This window comes from Catenovulum maritimum (assembly GCF_001050375.1).
In the GTDB taxonomy this organism is placed as follows: domain Bacteria; phylum Pseudomonadota; class Gammaproteobacteria; order Enterobacterales; family Alteromonadaceae; genus Catenovulum; species Catenovulum maritimum.
On record NZ_KQ130497.1, the window covers coordinates 76,118 to 95,256 of the forward strand.

At 38.2% G+C, this 19,139-nt stretch carries 10 protein-coding genes; all 10 read left to right on the forward strand.

Annotated elements, in window-relative coordinates:
• Positions 1–245 precede the first annotated feature (245 nt).
• The 10 genes from XM47_RS14375 (at position 246) to XM47_RS14420 (ending at position 18,879) form a co-directional block, all read left to right on the forward strand.
• Positions 246–3,593, forward strand: a complete 3,348-nt coding sequence (locus XM47_RS14375; protein ID WP_048693936.1) for a TonB-dependent receptor — start codon at positions 246–248, stop codon at positions 3,591–3,593.
• Positions 3,594–3,709: 116 nt separating this feature from the next.
• Entirely contained in the window at positions 3,710–5,221 is a 1,512-nt protein-coding gene (locus XM47_RS14380; protein WP_048693938.1) for a VCBS domain-containing protein, read from the forward strand.
• An 85-nt stretch (positions 5,222–5,306) separates the two neighbouring features.
• Positions 5,307–7,028: a VCBS domain-containing protein gene (locus tag XM47_RS14385; protein WP_048693941.1), complete on the forward strand. Its 1,722-nt coding sequence runs from the start codon at positions 5,307–5,309 to the stop codon at positions 7,026–7,028.
• Between the two features lie 299 nt (positions 7,029–7,327).
• Entirely contained in the window at positions 7,328–8,071 is a 744-nt protein-coding gene (locus tag XM47_RS14390) for a FadR/GntR family transcriptional regulator (RefSeq protein ID WP_048693944.1), read from the forward strand.
• A 187-nt stretch (positions 8,072–8,258) separates the two neighbouring features.
• Positions 8,259–9,848 (forward strand): MFS transporter, encoded by a 1,590-nt coding sequence (locus XM47_RS14395; RefSeq protein ID WP_048693946.1) that lies wholly within the window; start codon positions 8,259–8,261, stop codon positions 9,846–9,848.
• A 17-nt stretch (positions 9,849–9,865) separates the two neighbouring features.
• On the forward strand, positions 9,866–10,783 hold the full coding sequence (locus XM47_RS14400; RefSeq protein WP_048693949.1) for a 2-dehydro-3-deoxygalactonokinase: 918 nt from the start codon (positions 9,866–9,868) through the stop codon (positions 10,781–10,783).
• Positions 10,773–11,411: a 2-dehydro-3-deoxy-6-phosphogalactonate aldolase gene (locus XM47_RS14405; protein ID WP_048693952.1), complete on the forward strand. Its 639-nt coding sequence runs from the start codon at positions 10,773–10,775 to the stop codon at positions 11,409–11,411. Before XM47_RS14400 ends, XM47_RS14405 begins: the two co-directional genes overlap by 11 nt.
• 59 nt (positions 11,412–11,470) lie before the next feature.
• Positions 11,471–13,465 carry a glycoside hydrolase family 127 protein gene (locus XM47_RS14410; RefSeq protein WP_048693954.1) on the forward strand — a complete coding sequence of 665 codons (1,995 nt, stop codon included), beginning with the start codon at positions 11,471–11,473 and terminating at the stop codon, positions 13,463–13,465.
• 286 nt (positions 13,466–13,751) lie between these two features.
• Entirely contained in the window at positions 13,752–16,481 is a 2,730-nt protein-coding gene (locus XM47_RS14415; protein WP_048693957.1) for a response regulator, read from the forward strand.
• A gap of 10 nt (positions 16,482–16,491) precedes the next feature.
• Positions 16,492–18,879, forward strand: coding sequence for a TonB-dependent receptor (locus XM47_RS14420; RefSeq protein ID WP_048693959.1), 2,388 nt, complete (start codon positions 16,492–16,494; stop codon positions 18,877–18,879).
• The last annotated feature ends 260 nt before the right edge of the window (positions 18,880–19,139 follow it).

Consider the following 19,139-nt stretch of genomic DNA (forward strand, 5'->3'; position numbering starts at 1 on the left):
GACACCATATAGAATGAAATCAGGTACTTTACACAGGCTTGTTAATAATCTTGATATATATTGATTATTAATGATTCTTGTTGGAAATATGTGAAATTTGATTGATTGTGAGTGAAATTAGTTGGAATCATGTGAGCGGTCTTGACTAATTGTGAATTTTCTGGTGTTATACTTGTGTTGGGAATGTTAGCGCTAAGTTAACACTACAAAATACAAGAATAGATCCAAATATAGGCGAGATGCTCATGGGTAATACCAAAGAAAATTCAAGAAACGAAAGTTTACAAAGGTCGCTACTACTTGGTGGCTCTGCAAGCATATTGATGACATTATTTTCCCCATCAGTATTAGCTGCTGAAGTAAAATCTGCAATTGATGGCCAGAAGGCACAAGAAGAAGTTGAAACAATAGAAGTTACAGGTGTACGTAGCTCATTAGAATCAGCGTTATTAACTAAACGAGATGCGCCTTCTATTGTTGACGCTATCTCAGCAAAAGATATGGATTCACTTCCAGCTCTAGACTTAGGTGAAGCGTTACAAGCTATTCCGGGTATTCAGTTAAATACTGACGATGGTTCACGTAACTCAGAAATTAACTTACGTGGTCTAGCTGGTGGTTATGTTAAAACAACTGCGGAAGGTCAATCATTTGCAACCCCTAGCCGAAGTATGGGGGATGTTGGTGATGCAAATCCGTTCGGTTCATTTGAAGCAAGTGTATTTGACGGTGTTACAGTTATTAAAGCGCCAACTGCCGATATACAAGAAGGTGGTATTGCTGGTGTGGTTGATAAAAAACTACAGCGTGCACTTGGTACTAAAGATGGCAAGTATTCAATCAATATTGGTGGTCGTTACGAAGAGTTGTCTGAAGCTTGGGATAAGCAAATCAGAATTTCTGCTTCTAAGCATTTAATTAAAGATAAGTTAGGCGTTGCATTCAAAATTGCGGCCTCTGATCAAAACTTCCGTCGTGATACCGCAAATTTCACCCAATACACAGCACTTAACAATGTTGTAAATCATTCTATCGAATACACTCCTTTTATTAGTCCTGCAGATTTAAATGCTTATAAGGCTGAGCACGGTATAACTGAACCTTTAGCGATTATGAAGGTAATAGGTAAAGCGGGTCAGGTAACAGAAAACTCTCGTGGTAAGCGTTTTTCTGCAACGGGTAATATTGAATACCGTCCAATAGACTCATTAAAAATTGGTGCTAATTTCCTCTACACTAAGCGTGATTTAAGCGACAGTAATATGGAAGATGTTCAGTTTTCAATCGGTCGTGATGATGATAAAGGCAGATTAGATACGCAAAAAGTGACTCTGCTTGGTGACCCAATTCGTTTGAGTAACAATGCTAATGATGAATATAATCCAGATATTCACCACCCAGATCTTGCAACTATCCCTGTATATGCCGTGACACATGCAGCTATGACCAATGTCAGTTGGACACCTTCAAATCGTTTATCTTCTCAAATAGAAGAAGCTAAAGGTGTGTTCTTATATGCGGATTACACTATTGGTGATTGGGCGATAGACGGTACTGTGAGTAAGTCTAAATCAATCAACGAATTTCACATGTCTGGTTTAGATTTACGTCATACTAATAAAACCAATAAAACCTATAGTGATTTGGATGATGGCGAAAAATACTATTATGCCCCAACAGGCATAGATGGTGTTATCAATACGGGAAATGGCGATCTTTCTAAAGCATTTGCAAGCATAGATGGCTACAACGATTGGAATTATTCTGATGTAAATGGTGTCCTGCTTCAGCGTGATCCTGAAAATCCTGATGAGCTTCTATATGACTTAGGTGATAATTCTTGGAAGCGAGATCAAAATGGTTGGAAAACCGTTCCTTTAACCAGTTTTGGAAGTACGCTCGATCCAAAAATTAATCCTCTATCATTGAGTGACTTCCCTGAGGGGTATTTTGAAGAAGGTCATGTTAATAAAGGTACATATGCATTAGATGATTTTGGTGGTAAGTCACTAGATTATTATGTTAATGGCCGCGTTCAACGCCCAGAGCGTGAATTTGAATCTGGCGAGTTAAACTTTGAGCGCTATACAGATTTAGGCAATGATACTTTCCGAGTCACCAGTGTTAAATTTGGTGGTCGTCACTCGCGTGAAATTCTTGAAACCTACGACCAACGTGTTGGTGGTGGTGCGATGAATTTATCTCAAATTAATGGCGATGTTTTATACAAAGATAGCTTGTCATCAGATAATCAAACTCCATACTTTAATGGTGAATATCCAGGCCATTATGGCTCTGATGCGGGCTGGAAAGTATTGGATTCTAGATATTTAGCAGACCTAGTTCAGCAAGATATGGTTGCTTATGACACTGATACAGGTGAAATCATTGAAGATTGGGCGAAGGCTGATCCAACAGGTTTTGCGGTTAAACTACAAGGAAGCCAAACTTCTGATGAGTATGGCTTGAATGAATTCTATCGTTTTAACTTTACTGCAGACCAAGCGATTAATGCTGTTTACCTTATGAGTAACTATGAAGGTGAATTAGGTGATATGACTTTCACCGGTAACTTTGGTGTGCGTTATGTTGAAACGACCAATGATGTAATCGGCCAAGGTTTTGATGATGAAGGTAAGGGCATAGCTGTATTAACTGAAACAGATTATGACAACACCTTACCGTCATTTAATATCGCGCTTGATTTAACAGACGATGTTGTATTACGTGGCGCTTATTCAGAAGCGCTAGTGCGTCCAAACTTAATGGCGCAAAACCCAAGTCCAGTTAATACAAATACTAGAACTAAAGTTAAATTAGAAAATTCTAAAGCAGAAGTTTTACCTTATACCTCAACTAACTATGATCTGTCTTTAGCTTGGTACAACCGAGAAGGTTCAGCTATGTCGGTGGGTGTTTTTGTCAAAGATATTGAAGGCAAGATCGTCACAGAAACGCTTTGTCCTATCGGCAATCATGAAGAATATGATGTGGGTGAACTCGAGTTAGTACCGAGTGCTGGTACTCTGCCTAAATGTCAAGAAATTGGTGAATATGATCCGGGCAATGGCGAGGATATTGTTAGTAATCGTGAAGTCGTGATTAAAGAAACCTTTAATAGTGATATTCCAATTCGTGTGACTGGCTATGAATTAGCAATCCAACAAAAATTAGATTTCTTACCTTATCCATTTAACGGTTTCGGTGGTGTATTTAACTTTACTAAAATCGATTTAGATGAAGGTGGCGGTCAACCTATGACTCGAATCGCGCCATATTCTTATAATTTAATCGGTTATTACGAAAATGATGGCGCAAGTATACGTTTAGCTTACAACTGGCAAGATGAGAAATTATTAAGCGCTGGTGGTAATACTTCTTTCTTAGGTAGTGATGCTCGTACTCAAACTGCTGGTGGTCGTTTAGATTTATCTACATCTTATCGATTCGCGAAAGGTATGAAAGTTAACTTTATGGCGATTAACTTAAATAATCGTCAAGAATATGAATACATTGGCGGTAATGACCAAGCAATTAACCGTATCAGGTTTGCTGGGCGCACATACTCTGTCAGCTTTAGTTATAACTTTTAATTTTACGCATTGAGCATAATTGAGATGTAGTTATTGCGTGATTTCGACTTGAGTTTTTATTGAAGTGGTTATTACGCAATACGAATAGAATAAATAGTATTTACAGGAACAACCAAATGAAAAAACAAATTCTGGCTTTGTCTATGATTGCAGCCCTATCAGGGTGTGACTTAGACAACAGCGAAGCGAAAAAAGTACCTGCTAATTTTAATAACGAATTTAAAACAGAAGTTGGGTTCTTCGGAACTTTCGGTGAGGGTATGACTGTTGATTTAACGACAGGTCATGGTAGTGCGTCTGGTACTATTGGTGTTACCGATGTTAACTATGGTGAAGCTGATCCGGATTATACTAAAATCCCGGAAGCTATGTACGGTACCTTCACTATGACGGAAGCGGGTGATGGTGCATGGACTTATGATTTAGATGAAACCAACCCAGATGTTGCCGCCATTTTAGATAATCCAAATGCTAGCTTAACTGATACGCTTGTACTGACCTCACTTGATGGTACAACAGCTGAACTAAATTTTGTTATCCAAGGTTTAGACCCAGATTTACCAGCAGAGCTTCAAGGCTCTTGGGTTGCTAACGTTGCTATGAACCAAACTGATGCGATTGGTCAAGCACGTGTATACGATCCAAATTTTGATGAATCTTCATTTATGGTTATCACAGAAGCGGATACGCCTAAATCTAAATATGGTTCATTCACTATTACAGCTGACGGTGTTTGGGAATACAAAGTAGATAACACATTGCCTGAACTACAAATATTAGTTGAGCCTGAAGACTTTGTTGAAGAAACATTCACACTTATGTCTAAAGATGGCACATCTAGAGATTTCTCAGTTCGTATTACAGGTGCGCCATTAAACTTTGCTGCTAAGTTACCAAGCTCAAAAGATGAAACTACGCTTTTAGCTGTGACTTTAAAAGACAAGGGCGGCATTACAACAGCTATGCGTGAGCAAGGTAAATTGACTTTTAGAGCTAAAGTTACCCCAGATGCGCCATCTAAAGCTGGTTTTGGTGTGATAGGTTCGCGTTTTAACTCAGAGAAAAGAAGGGTTGCGCATGTTCGTGCAGCATCTGATGGCACGATAGATATGTACTCGCCAAAAATTATTGATGGTGGTACATACCTTGGTAAAGACTACGATAGAGATCCAGTCTCAAATAATATTCTTGATGATTATGCTGTTTTCGATCAAATGCATACCCCTGGTCAGTGGTTTGATATTGAAATTACTTGGCAGAAAAACTCTGGTTTACCAGCTAAGTTAACTATGTCAATTAACGGTACACCAGTTAGTTCGTCACATGCTGCGATTCCGGCTGATCCGACCATGCCTTTCCTTGCTCAAACTTTAGCAAGTTATAGCTTGACTGATAATGTTTCTGAAATTCAATTCACTATGCCTAAAAATGAAGACAACGGTGGCGTAGGTGCATTATTTATTGATGACATCAAAGTATATTCAGATCCAGCAGCAACTATTTTAGATACACCAATATTTGCAGATGATTTTCAAGATACAGCAGCAGGTGACTTAGTTACGGCCAGAGGTAGTGAATTCCTTGAGCTGAAAACAACTGACAGCGTAGTTTCTGCTATCGAGATGTAATTTAACTTAGTCCACTGATAAATATTAGCTCTATTGGTTGTGAGCAATAGAGCTATTAAAAAAGAACAAGTAACAAGGAAAAATGATGAAAAAACAATTCCTAACTTTATCAATTATTGCTGCTTTATCTGCATGTAGTAGTGATAACGACAACACAATGGTTGAAGCTACGCCTGCTGAAATCACAGGTGATTTTACTGGTACTGCGACTAAATATACTGAGCTGACTGGCACAGTAAAAGTGAATGATGTTAACCCTAATGAATCGTTAATTTATTCAGATACTATAACAGGGACCTACGGTAGCTTTTTTATTAATGCTGCGGGTGAATGGAAATATACGCTAGATAAAGCGAACGAAGATGTAAAAGCTCTAGTTAGCTCGGATATGGCTTCACTGGTTGAAGCGCCGTTTTCGTTTAAAACAGCTGATGGCTCAACTGCGAGCGTTACCGTAACTGTTGCCGGTATGGATGTACCTGCTACATTTGCTGGTGCGTTAACTTATTCAGTTGTATATGACGATGGCACTGCTAGTGCCACAGTGACAGTGAAAGATGATAACCCTGCAGAAGCTGAATTTGCTGCTGCACAAACGCCTACTGCTATGTATGGTGCTGTGACGTTTGATTCAGCGAAAGGTGAATGGACATACGACTTAGATGAAACTAATGCGGATGTTAAAGCGTTAAATTACACAGAAGAAACAGACACACCGCCAAGTTTAGAAGATAGCTTTATTATTACATCTTTAGACGGAACAGAAGCGACAGTGACTATTACGGTTAAAGGCTCGTTAGCCGTTCCAGCTGTAATCGAAGGACTTCCTGTAGATGATACTGGTGCCTCGACCGTTATGGTTAATGTTAATAGTACAGATTCGAGCGGTTCATTAACCATAACAGATCCAAACTTTGATGAAGCTAAATTTCAAGTTCAAGATGCTGTCAGTACTAATTATGGTACATTCTCAATTGATGAATCTGGCGCTTGGACATATAAACTAGATAATTCAAATGCTGAAGTTATTGCGTTAAAAGGTGATGGCACAGCGCCAACGCCATTAACTGAAACGATCAAAGTAATGGCTCTTGATGGTACTGCTGCGGATATTCCTGTTACTATTAATGGTCTGGTCGGCGGTAATTTATCCGCTAAAGTTGATGGTGGTGCTGCTAACGGTATTTTCCGAATAAAAATGCCGGATGACCTTACACTAGAACAAGGTAAAATGAACTTTAAAGTGAACTATGAAGCGACGGGCACCAAAGATGCTAAAATCATCTTCTTTGGGCGTAGCTTTAACTCTGATGATAAGCGCACCATGGGGGCAATTACTTTAAAGAGTAATGGCCAGATTAGATTGATGGATGGTAAAGCTACAAAGACAACCTTTGCCCTTGATCAAACTCATACACCTGGTGAGTGGGTAGATGTTGCTTTTACATGGGATGCTAGTGCAGCCGCTGAAGCAACTACGCCTAGTGGGTTACCTGTCATTTCATTATCTATTGATGGCGTACCGGTCACATCTGCTGGTGGCGAGATTTCAGGTGAATTCTTCGAAAATTTCAGTATCGCGAAATTCATCGTAGATATTGGTGTTAAGATGATGCAATTCTCAACCGTTGGCGGTTCTGGTGGTGGTGTTAATGTTGATGATATGAAAATATACTCAGATGTTGCAGGAACCACTGAGATATATAGCGAAAACTTCGATAATTTAGCTGAAGGCGCCGCTATTTCGTTAGATATTCTTGAATCGGCAACAACAGGCACTATTGTTGGTCCATTAGCAAACCCTTAATCTAATCACTCTGTTTACATTTAATAAGGCGTTACTTAGTAAAATAAGTAGCGCTATTTTTTTGTCTTTTTTTTGTGTCATTTAATTTTCATAAAAATTACATTTGAGCAACCTTTCTATTATTCTTAACCAGCTGTTTTTAAATACATTTCTTTCATAACATTCAATTTCCCCCAAATGTTTAGTTAAATAAAACTTAAATATATTATTAATGTTTTAATAAAATCTATGTGTTTTTATTTGATTATTTAAACGTATTATGTTTATATTAAGTCAATGTTTAATTGAGGTGTTGTTTAATGAATGAACTGGTTTATTACGACTTAAAAAGGACGACTATTATGGCGCCTAGTTTACCTGTCCAAGTGGCACGTGAATTAGGGAGAAGGATTGTTGCTGGCACATATGAACCAGGCACCTTGATTGAAGATGAAACTAGATTAGTTGAGCGTTTTCAAGTGAGCCGAGTGGTCGTTCGAGATGCAATCAAAATATTAGTTTCTAAAGGTTTATTAGAAGTTCGTCGCGGGATTGGTACTAAGGTTAAATCGAGAAATCATTGGACTTTGTGGGATGATGATGTTTTGGCTTGGCATATTTCTGCGCCGCCTAATTATTCGTTTTTACAACAAATGATGGATATCCGAATTGCGTTTGAGCCTAAAGCGGCTTATTGGGCATCTAAAAGAGCAACTAAAGAAGATTTAGCTGTTATTAAAGATGCTTGTCGAAAAATGGAAGAAGAGGCAGAGCAGGGGTCAGTCGAAAAGTTTGTAATCGCCGATGCGTTATTTCACAAAGCCGTGCTAAGAGCCGCACATAATGAATTTTTAACCTCAATGGAAGGGGTGATTTATAGTGCTTTGTTAGTCAGTGTTCAAATTACAAATAAAGATCCTAGACAAAATGGTACCTCGATTCCTTTTCATATTGAGGTATATGAAGCTATTTTTAATAGAGATGCTGAATTGGCTGAGCGTTTAACGGAAAAACTCTTGAGTGATGCAATTATGCGATTAGAAACTCAGTTCGGTAAATACTAGCTGAGTTAGATTAATCAGGATGATTTAACAATTAGTCTTTTGTCAGTTTATAAAGACTAATTTGAAAAGTTTCCAATTAGCTTGTTGAATTACAGAGATGTGTTTTAACGAGTTGTTGGAGTTGTTAATAACAGTTTCGGCAGGTAAGCAAGTGCTTCTCTGTTACGAAATATCATAGGTTTTAATTATGAGTAGTCAAAATTATCATAAAAATGTGACTGTATACTCGCTAATCGCAGCATTTGGCGGTTTTGTATTTGGCTTAGACGCTGCAAATATTTCAGGCGCTATACGTTACGTTAGTTCGCAATTTGAACTTGATAGTATGCAAGTTGGTATCGTGGTTAGTTGCGCCCTGCTAGGTGTTATTCTGGCGTTATTAATTACTGGTACCTTATGTGAAAAATTTGGCCGAAAGAAAGTACTACTCGGTATTGCATTTACCTACTCACTTTCTTCTATTGTATCCGCCAGCGCATTAAGTTACGAAATGCTAGTGATTGGCCGTTTTATTGGTGGTGTCGCATTTGCTTCCATCACAGTTTCGGCTATGTATATAGGGGAAATAGCCCCCGCGGACCTCAGAGGTAAATTTGTATCTATTAATCAATTTATGATCGCGATAGGTTTGTTACTCGCTTTTATTATCAACTACGTGCTGGTTTTGGTGATAGATGATATCTCTTGGTTAAATAATGAAAATGTTTGGCGTTACATGTTAGGCGCAGAATTAATTGCGAACGCATTTTGGATTTTAATGTTGCTTAAAATTCCGGAATCACCACGTTGGTTAGTAATGAAAAGCCAGGTTTCGGCAGCTAAAGACGTTTTCTCTAAAATTGTTGCTAAAGATAAAGTCGAAGAAGTTACTAAAGAAGTTATTGATAGTTTAAATCAGGAAGTAAAAACTGACACTCTAACTCAGTTAAAATGTTTGTTTAGCCGAAAAATGAGCTTTGTTTTATGGCTAGCGATTGTATATGCGATAGTTCAAGGTGCGACTGGGATGAATGCTGTGCTCTTCTTTGCACCTATGGTATTTGAGCAAATAGGCATGAGCGTTGAAGATACTTTTATGCAAACTATTACCATAGGCTTAGTCGGCGTGGTTTCAACTATTATCGCAATTACATTTGTTGAAAAACTAGGTCGTCGGTTATTAACTTTAGGTGGATTGTTATTAGTGGTTGTCGCGCATACTTCGGTTTGGTTTGGATTTAACCAAGCGCACTACGAGATTGACCACGCTGCAGTGACTGAAATAAAAGCTCAAATGGAAAAAGAAAATATACCGCTAGATAAGTTAGATGCTTTAGTTGGTAAAAACTATGCAACAGATGTTGAGCTTAAAAAAGATTTAGCGCAAATGTTTGATAAAAGAGAGCTGCCTCTTGTGAGTGGCGCAATCATTAATGCATCTATTCAAAATGTAAATGTTGGTATGGTTCTGTTTGGTATTTTTGCCTTCTTAGCTGCCTTTAATATGTCAATTGGACCAATTATGTGGGTAATTTTCTCTGAAATATTCCCAAATCAGGTACGTAGTGTCGCCTTACCATTTGCTGCTTTGGTTCAAACCGTTTCAAGCTGGGCGATTCAACAATTCTTCCCGTGGCAATTAGAGAATTTAGGCGCAGCAAATACGTTTTTGAACTACGGCATTATCGCGCTAATCGGTTTTGTCATCATGATATTTATCCTACCTGAAACTAAGGGTAAATCGATTGAGATGATAGAAAAAGATTTAGTCAGAAAACCATCAGCTGTACTTAATTAAGTGAAAGTGAATTAATAATGAGCAATACAGATATACAGCCTAGTTATTTGATAATCGACTGGGGAACCACCAACTTCAGAGCATTCGCAATGAGCGAAGCTGGTGATTTATTAGCTAAGAAAGAACTAGGAATGGGGCTGCTTCAAGTTGAAGCAGGCCAATTCGCCAAGGCATTAGAAACAGTTTTAGCTGAATGGTTGAGTGATTATAAAAGCTTACCTATTTATATGGCTGGTATGGTTGGTTCTTTACAAGGTTGGGTCAATGTTCCTTATGCTGCTGCGCCTTTAAGTAATGGCCAGCTTATTGACCAAGCTCATCAATTTGATCTGCCTTGGGGCGCTAGTGCGACTATTATTCCGGGTGTTAGCTACCAAGTTAGTGATTCTGTTTATGATGTAATGCGTGGCGAAGAAGTTCAGCTTTTTGGCTTAGCTAAGCTAGTAGAACAAACTGATTTTATTGCAGTCATGCCAGGCACTCATAGTAAGCATGTGAAATTTGAGCAAGCCAAACTGACTGAGTTCTCAACCTATATGACAGGTGAGTTATTTTCTGTGATTTCTAAGCAGACTATTTTGGGTAAAGGTCTACCTGAACAGTCTAAATCTGCTCCGGCAGATGCCTTTTATCAAGGCGTTACAGAAAGCCAGCTAGATAATTTTACTAATGTGCTATTCCATGCCCGTACTCATAGAGTATTTGGCACGATAGCAGAAACTGAAATTTATGACTTCTTGTCTGGTCTATTGATCGGATATGAATTAAAAAATTTAAAGAACCAAACTATCTATTTAGTTGGCGGTGAAAGCCTATGTCAGCGCTATGTATTGGTTTGTGAGCAATTCGGCATACAAGCAAAAATTGTAAACGGAGACGATTGTTTTCTTGCAGGCATGTCAGGGTTAATTAAGGAATTGAACAATGTTAACTAAAGAATTTGATTTAAATCAGCACTTTCCATTAATCGCTATCATTCGCGGCGTTTTGCCTGATGATGTGATTCGCATCGCTGATATTTTGGTACAAGAAGGCTTCACAATGCTTGAAGTCCCGCTAAATAGCCCAGATGCGCTGGATAGTATTTCTCGACTAGTAAAGCATTTTGGCGATAAATACTTAATCGGTGCGGGTACAGTGACTACACCAGAACAAGCTAAAGCAGTCATAGAAACAGGTGCAAACCTAGTGGTTACGCCCAATATGAATGCACAAGTAATTAAAATGGCAGTTGAAGCTGGCTGCGCTACTTTCCCTGGTGTGGTTACGCCAACGGAAGCATTTGATGCATTAGCTGCAGGCGCAACTGGACTTAAATTATTTCCGGTTACAGCCTTAGGGTTAGACGGCTTTAAAGCATTGAAGTCTGTTGCACCTAAAGAAACTTTATTCTTCCCTGTTGGCGGTATAAACCCAACAGAAGAAAGTATGAAACCATATGTTGATGCTGGCGCACATGGTTTTGGCCTTGGGTCAGCGTTATACAAGCCAAGCATGACAGATGATGAGGTGCGTAACGCAGCTCAGCAGTTCGTTAAAGCATTTAACAACTGCGCCCAATAAACAAATGTGCCCAAAGTTTTGGGTAAGATACTAGATATAGAAATTAAGAGGGTAGGCAAATGATTGAAGTTGCACACAAAAATGCGATTACGGCTAACTCAGAAAGCCCATTTGTAAAACTTAAAGCGATTAACTTTGGCGATTGTTCTTGGAAAGGTGACGGTTTTTGGGGTGAAAAAACTCAAAAAGCGGTAGACGTCATGTTACCTTACATGGGCGATGTTTTATGCGGCGATGTTGGTCATGCATTAAACAACTTTAAGATTGCTGCTGGCATGAAAGAAGGCAAGCACCAAGGTATGTACTGGCACGATGGTGACTTCTATAAATTTATGGAAGGTAAAATCTATGCTTATGGTTTAACTAAAGATCCAGCTTTATTAACAGAGCTAGATGAATACATAGATATTATTGCTAAAGCGCAAGAACCTGACGGTTACTTACAAACGCAAATTCAATTAAAAGTAGATCCTGCAGCTGAACGTTATTCAAATCGTAAATATCACGAAATGTATAATACAGGTCACTATTTAATTACAGCTTGTGCCCACCATAGAATCACGGGTCAATCTAACTTACTTGACCTTGCTATCAAGCATGCTGATTTGTTGTATACCTATTTCTTCCCTGATACTAAACACTACCAACGTTTTGGTTTTAACCAAACTCAAATTATGGGTTTAGTTGAGTTATATCGCACAGTTGGTGATAAGAAATATTTAGAACTTGCAAAAAAATTCATTGATCGTCGTGGTACTTATGCAATTGAACATGATTCAACCACAGTTGGTTATCCAATTGGTGACATGGTTCAAGAGCGTACACCTTTACGTGAAGAAGTTGAGCCAGTAGGTCACGCAGTACTTGCATTGTATTACTATGCGGGTGCAGCTGACGTATACGCAGAAACAGGTGAACAAGCACTTAAAGATGCATTAGAGCGTTTATGGGAACGTGTTACACAGAAGAAAATGTATGTAACAGGTGCTGTTGGGCAAACTCACTACGGTGCGTCTGCTAACCGTGACATGATTGAAGAAGGTTTCATCGACGACTACATGATGCCTAACTTAACGGCATACAACGAAACTTGTGCAAACCTTTGTAATGCTATGTTTAGTTTCCGTATGTTAGGTTTAAATGGTCAAGCAAAATATGCTGATATTATTGAGCTAGTTATGCACAACTCTGGCTTATCTGGTATCAGTTTAGAAGGTAAAGACTACTTCTATGCTAATCCATTACGTATGCTTCACGGTACAAGAGACTATGATGCGCACGCAGATGTAACTGAAACACCAAACCGTGAATCTTACTTAGATTGTTTCTGTTGTCCGCCAAATCTAGTACGTACAATCTCTAATTTATCTGGTTGGGCTTATAGTCTTGCGGATAATGGTGTTTACGTTAATTTATACGGTAGCAACAACCTAGAAACAACTATGTTGGATGGTGCAAAAATTAAACTTTCACAAGATACTGAGTATCCTTGGAAAGGTTTAGTGAAGTTAACAGTTGAAGAGTGTAAAACTCAAGCATTTGATATTGCTCTACGTGTACCAGGTTGGGCTACCGGCGCGACTATTACAATTAATGGTGAAGATGCTGGTATAGCAGCAACGCCAAGTAGCTATGCGATCTTAAATCGTGAATGGAAAGCGGGTGACGTGATTGTTATCGATATTCCAATGGAAGCGACTTTTGTTGAAGGTCATCCTCGTATTGAAGAAGTACGTAACCAAGTTGCGGTTAAACGTGGTCCAGTTGTTTACTGTATTGAATCACCAGATTTACCACAAGACACGAGTGTTTTAGATGTGTATGTAAAAGGTAACACTGAGCTAGAAGTTGACTTCCGTTCTGATTTCTTAGGTGGGACTACTGTAATTAGTGCAGATGGTTTCTTACGTTCATCAAGTAAAGAAACTATGTATAGTGCAGTTAAGCGACCAGAAATGACGCCATTTAAAGCTAATTTCGTTCCTTACTATGCATGGAGCAACCGTGGTCTAGCTGAAATGTCAGTATTTGTACCAGTTGTTTGGGGTGCTTAAACTATAGCCCCAGTTTGAAATTTAAGCCCTAACCTAGACTCAGGTTAGGGCGTATGATTTCCTTTTTCGCCCCTCAATTTTTTAGCGTTTAATTGCAGGGGCGTTTTTCTTGCCTATCTGATTTTTATCTTCTAATTGATTGAATTTTAACCCAGCTCAGACTAGCTTTAAGTAAGTTTATTTTTCTTATTTTAGCAATTTAGCTTGAGGTTATTGTATGGGGCATACGCGTCATCTTGATTTAAATTTTATGAGCGACTACTTCCTCTATGGCGGTTGTTAATTTATGCTCAAATATTCACGGCTATTTCTTCTACTGCTAGCTGCTTTACTGAATATTAGCCCTGCTCAAGCAAATAAATCATCTGTGAATGTCTTACTCGTTAATTCGCTTAACCGAGATATTCCATGGCAAAGAAGCGTTGAAATTGGCTTACGTAAAGTTTTAGATGCTGAAGAAACTCAGTTTAATTTGTATATTGAAAATTTGGATGTAGGGCGTTTTAACGAAACACAACAAATAGACCTCAACATAGATTATCTTAAGCGTAAATATCATGCTAAAGAATTGGATATTATTATCAGCCAAGATACGACTGCTGCCGTTTTACTCCAAAATGAATTAACTGCATTTGATCATATCCCTAAAGTATACGTAGAACCCGGTGAGGATTTTACGCTTAAAGATAATGAAAAGGGTCTGATATTAAATACCTCAACCGACTTTTATACCGGTGTAGTCTCAGCTATTCAGCTGATTAAGCCAAGTTCTATTATCATAATTGCAGATACAGATAACTCCTTGTCATTAGCGAATTCAAATACTCTGTCAGATATTATTAATCGTGAATTTAGTCATATTAATCTGGATAAATGGTTAGATTTACCTCTAGCTCAGTTAATCAAAAAAATAAATACGGAGCAGTCTAATAGTTTAATTTTTTACACTCCGATCTTTAGACAACAGCAAGGTAATCCCATAACCCCTTATCAAGTCGCAGAGCTGCTATCCGAGAAAGCTAAAGTACCTATTTTTAGTTTTTGGGAGTCGCTTGTTGGATCCGGTATTTTAGGAGGCTATTTACTATCGGGTGAAAGAGTGGGACGAGAGTGTGCGTATGCCATTATTGATCTCGTGAAAGGAGAGGGGTTTAAACCGGTTCAACAGCAAAGTTTAAGTGGTTATGAATATGACTGGCGTCAACTTAAACGTTACAAAATTTCGACTAATCGACTACCTGAAAATGCCGAACTTAGGTTTTTTCAACCTAGTTTTTATCAGGAACATAAAGAGATTATTTTAATCGTTATTGCAATCATTTTGACTTTATCTTCATTACTCATTTTTGTCATTTTACTCAATAACCGCCGTTTGCATTTAGTGGAAGAACTGAGTAAAGAACGTAAAAACTTAGAAGCGAAAGTGCAGCAACGGACTAAATCATTTGAACGAGCCAAAATTCAAGCTGAAAAATCAGCCCAAGCTAAATCCGAATTCTTAGCGAATATGAGTCATGAAATCAGAACACCGATGAATGGCGTTATAGGTTTGACTGATTTATTAAAGCAAACCGATTTAACACCACAGCAAAGACAATATTTGGATAAAGTCGGTTACTCAGCGAGCCAATTGCTAGTTGTTATTAATGACATATTAGATTTGTCGAAAATAGAATCGGGTAATATAGAGCTAGAAAATAGACCTTTCTCTATTAATTCTGTCATCGATTATTTAAATGCGACATTCGTCGATACAGCTAAAGAAAAAGGCATTGAATTTACTATCCAAGTCGATCCTCAGATACACCCTGATTTGATTGGCGATATTGTTAGAGTGAATCAAGTCTTGATTAACTTATGTTCCAATGCCATTAAATTCACTCATGCTGGGTCTGTTAATGTTTTATTGAAGCCTAATTCAGTGAATAAAATTACGGAATCGTACCCTATTTTATTTGAAGTGCAGGACACAGGAATTGGAATTTCAGAGGATAGTATTGAGGTTTTATTTGATTCTTTTACTCAGGCAGATAGCTCAACTACCAGAAAATATGGCGGCACAGGACTTGGTTTAAGTATTAGCAAGCGTTTATGTCAGCTAATGGGCGGTGATATCCAAGTAACTAGTGAATTAAATCAAGGCTCAGTCTTTACAGCTAGTATGATCTTACACTTAAATGATCAAGTTGTGACGACAGATACCTGCGGCATGCGATTTGAAAAACAGCTTAAAGCGTTAATTTTAGATGATAACCCAATCGCTTTAGCTGCTGTACAAGCCCAATTGACCGAATTTAATTTAGCCGTTTTTACGGCTGATTCGGCTCGGCAGGGTTTAGATATTTTATCCAAACAAAATTTAATACCAGACTTTATTGTATTAGATTGGACTATGCCTGAAGTCGATGGTCGAGGTTTTTTAACACAAGTAAAACAAGATTTTCCGACGCTAAAACCAAATATTATTGTCTTGTCTGCCTATGATACAGAGGTTATTAATCGCTTTAGCAAAGCGCTAGCAATTTCAGCTGTATTGCAAAAGCCAGTGTTATCGAGCGTGTTGTTTCATTCACTTGAAAATGCAATTAACCGACCGATTGCATTCGCACCAGCTAAGCCACAACAAGCTTTTGACAGCATAAAATTTTTAGTTGCTGAAGATAATGAAATTAATCAAATTGTGATTAATGAATTATTAACTCAACAAGGCGCACAGGTTGTGTTAACTGAAAATGGACAAGTTTGCGTTGAAGCCCTGCAGCAGGGCGAATTCGATGTAGTACTAATGGATATCCACATGCCAGTTATGGATGGAATTGAAGCGACAAAATTTATACGCAATGAGCTCAAATCCGAGATCCCAATAATTGCATTAACCGCAAATGTCATGGTTGACGATATAGAATATTATTTAGCTAATGGCATTAATCATCACGCAGCTAAGCCAATTAATTTGGAAGAATTAAAGCAAATAGTGCTCAGTACATTAGAAAAATCGAGTCAGACCCATGTCTAGAGGATACACAATGAAACAGAATAGTTTAATTTTGACTTTGTCAATTTTCAGTGTGCTAAATAGTCATACAGCCTTAGCTGATTCTGAATTAGAAGTGATTAAAGTATCAGCGCAAAAGCGCTATCAGGATAATCAAGAAGTTGGGATCTCTATTTCTACTTTATCAGCAACTAAACTTGAACGCTTATCGATAAATGATACGGTTGAAATTACTCAACAAGTACCTAATTTACAGCTTAACGCATGGTCTCCAAATTTAACTATTTTTAATCTGCGAGGCATTTCTCAGAATAATTTCACCGACAATTTAGAATCCCCTGTAGCTGTCTACACCAATGACGCTTATATTGGGAGTTTAAATGCGGTGTCTGGGCTTGTATTTGATCTTAAGCAAGTAGAAGTATTACGCGGCCCTCAAGCGACTTTATTTGGCCGAAATGCAACAGGTGGCGTGATTCATTTTGTAACCAATGATGCGACTCAAGGCGAATTTAATGGCTATGTGAAATCAGGGGCGGCTAAGTATAATCGCCATTTTATTGAAGCTGCTGCGGGTGGCAGCATCAGCGATAGTTTCAGAGTTAGATTAGCATTACGCAAGGAAAAAGCAGATGGTTATATCGAGTCGAATAATCCTGAAATTAGAGCAATAGGCGGCACCAATAGTCAAGCGATTCGACTGAGTTTGCAGGCGAATCTTGGCGATAGTTTACTTATCGATTTTAGTCATCAACACAGTCAAGATAATGATATCCCAACTGGCGGCTATTCGTTTTTACCTTGGACACAGCAAGATATAGACGATGGCTATTTACCACCTGAGCTGGTTAATTTTACTCAAAATGTGATTTTAGAAGGGGCGGAACCGCCAAATGACCTCAGTTTGAATGCATTTACTCAAGTGGTGTTTTTTAACCCAGATGACGGTTTTACGCCTATTGATGAAGCCGGTTTAACCTTATATCGAGGTGATCATCCCCAACCACATAAACATTTTTCAAATGTGAACGGCTATCTGAATCGTGATTTAGATAACTCAGTGCTTAAACTTTCATATGAGTTAAGCGACTCATTAGAGTTAGTTTCCATTTCTAATTTCCAACAACTAGAGAAATCTTATTTAGAAGATGGTGATGGCATACCTGCGCCTATTATTGCGTTCCAAACGGATATGGATTATCAGCAATTAAGTCAAGAAATTAGATTGTCAGGGATGAATAAAACCAGTCGCTGGCAACTGGGTAGTTATTATTTAGATATGAGCCAAAATGGCTTAATCACCACTGTAGGTAACCCTGTTTTGAGGCTTGCTAACTCGTTAAAAGTGGCGGGGTTAATACCTAATAGTTATGATCCTAGTCAGGGAAGCCCACAAGCGATTCAAGATTATCAATTAGAATCTAAGAATTGGTCTTTATTTGGCCAATATGAGGTGCAAGTTAAAGATAATTTAACCTTGATAGCCGGAGCTCGTTGGTCACATGATGATAAAAGCCTTGAATACACAAGAGGCTTCAAAGATGATACAGCCAAAATTGATTATATTGAACAAACTAATATTAATGACGCGCCAGCTGCCGCAGCTGATATTGATGCAGGGGACTATGGCCTTAGGTTACAGCTGAATTGGCAGTATGACGAAAATATCATGTATTTCACTTCTTACAATCGAGGCATAAAAGGCGGAAATTGGGCTTTTTCCGCCAATGTACCTGTTGAAGATATGCAGCACGAAGCCGAAACCTTACATGCCTATGAAGTTGGAATTAAGAGTATATTCGCGAATCAGTTAAAGTTTAATTCTACCCTGTTTTATTATGATTATCGTGATTACCAAGCCTTTTCGATGGCGTCATTATCGCCTCAAATTGATAATACAGATGCATGGGCAAAAGGTGCTGAAATAGAAATTACTTGGGCTGCTAGCGAACAATTTAACCTAAATCTCGGGGCGACTTACATGGACTCTGAGGTTGATGAAATATCCGCTGTAGGCGAATGGCTTTCTCCAGTTGGTAATACTTTGATTGATTTTCCACAAGATTCGATTCGAAATACAAAGCTTCCTAACACGCCAAAGTATTCGATTAATTATTTATTGGATTACACTTGGCAGTTGAGTTCATCCAGCTTAATCGCGCAATTAGATGGCGTATATTATGATGAACAATTTCTCGAAGTGACCAATGGTGGAGGGTCTTACCAAGCAGCATATGGGGTCACTAATGCGAGTTTATCTATGATGAGTTTAGATAAAAGTCTACTACTTAGCTTATGGATAAAAAACCTCAATAACACAGTGTACAAACAATATAATTTAGACCTTGGTATGCTGGGATCTACAGCTTATTACGCGCCCCCTAAAACTTATGGTATTTCAGTGAGGTTTTCGTGGTAATAAAAATTCGCAGGGCGTTTTTCTCTTGGCAAATAACTTGAGTTATTTGCTCAAAAATAATATCTGTATTAGCGTGCTTTAGTACCCTTTATCTTATTCGAATTGTTAACGCTTGCTGCAATTTTGCTAGCTGAATTTCGATAGGTATCAGCCTTACATTTGCCTCTGTTATTAAATTTGGTCATGCCAATTTAACTTTTTTATAAAAAAATATATGAATTAATGCCTTTAATTACAAAATCTTATGCTTATATTGATTT

Excerpts from the sequence above, each read along its gene's own strand:
- XM47_RS14410 (WP_048693954.1), top strand. The coding sequence starts at position 11,471 with ATGATTGAAGTTGCACACAAAAATGCGATTACGGCTAACTCAGAAAGC.
- XM47_RS14395 (WP_048693946.1), top strand. The coding sequence starts at position 8,259 with ATGAGTAGTCAAAATTATCATAAAAATGTGACTGTATACTCGCTAATC.
- XM47_RS14375 (WP_048693936.1), top strand. The coding sequence starts at position 246 with ATGGGTAATACCAAAGAAAATTCAAGAAACGAAAGTTTACAAAGGTCG.
- XM47_RS14380 (WP_048693938.1), top strand. The coding sequence starts at position 3,710 with ATGAAAAAACAAATTCTGGCTTTGTCTATGATTGCAGCCCTATCAGGG.
- XM47_RS14415 (WP_048693957.1), top strand. The coding sequence starts at position 13,752 with ATGCTCAAATATTCACGGCTATTTCTTCTACTGCTAGCTGCTTTACTG.
- XM47_RS14420 (WP_048693959.1), top strand. The coding sequence starts at position 16,492 with ATGAAACAGAATAGTTTAATTTTGACTTTGTCAATTTTCAGTGTGCTA.
- XM47_RS14385 (WP_048693941.1), top strand. The coding sequence starts at position 5,307 with ATGAAAAAACAATTCCTAACTTTATCAATTATTGCTGCTTTATCTGCA.
- XM47_RS14400 (WP_048693949.1), top strand. The coding sequence starts at position 9,866 with ATGAGCAATACAGATATACAGCCTAGTTATTTGATAATCGACTGGGGA.
- XM47_RS14405 (WP_048693952.1), top strand. The coding sequence starts at position 10,773 with ATGTTAACTAAAGAATTTGATTTAAATCAGCACTTTCCATTAATCGCT.
- XM47_RS14390 (WP_048693944.1), top strand. The coding sequence starts at position 7,328 with ATGAATGAACTGGTTTATTACGACTTAAAAAGGACGACTATTATGGCG.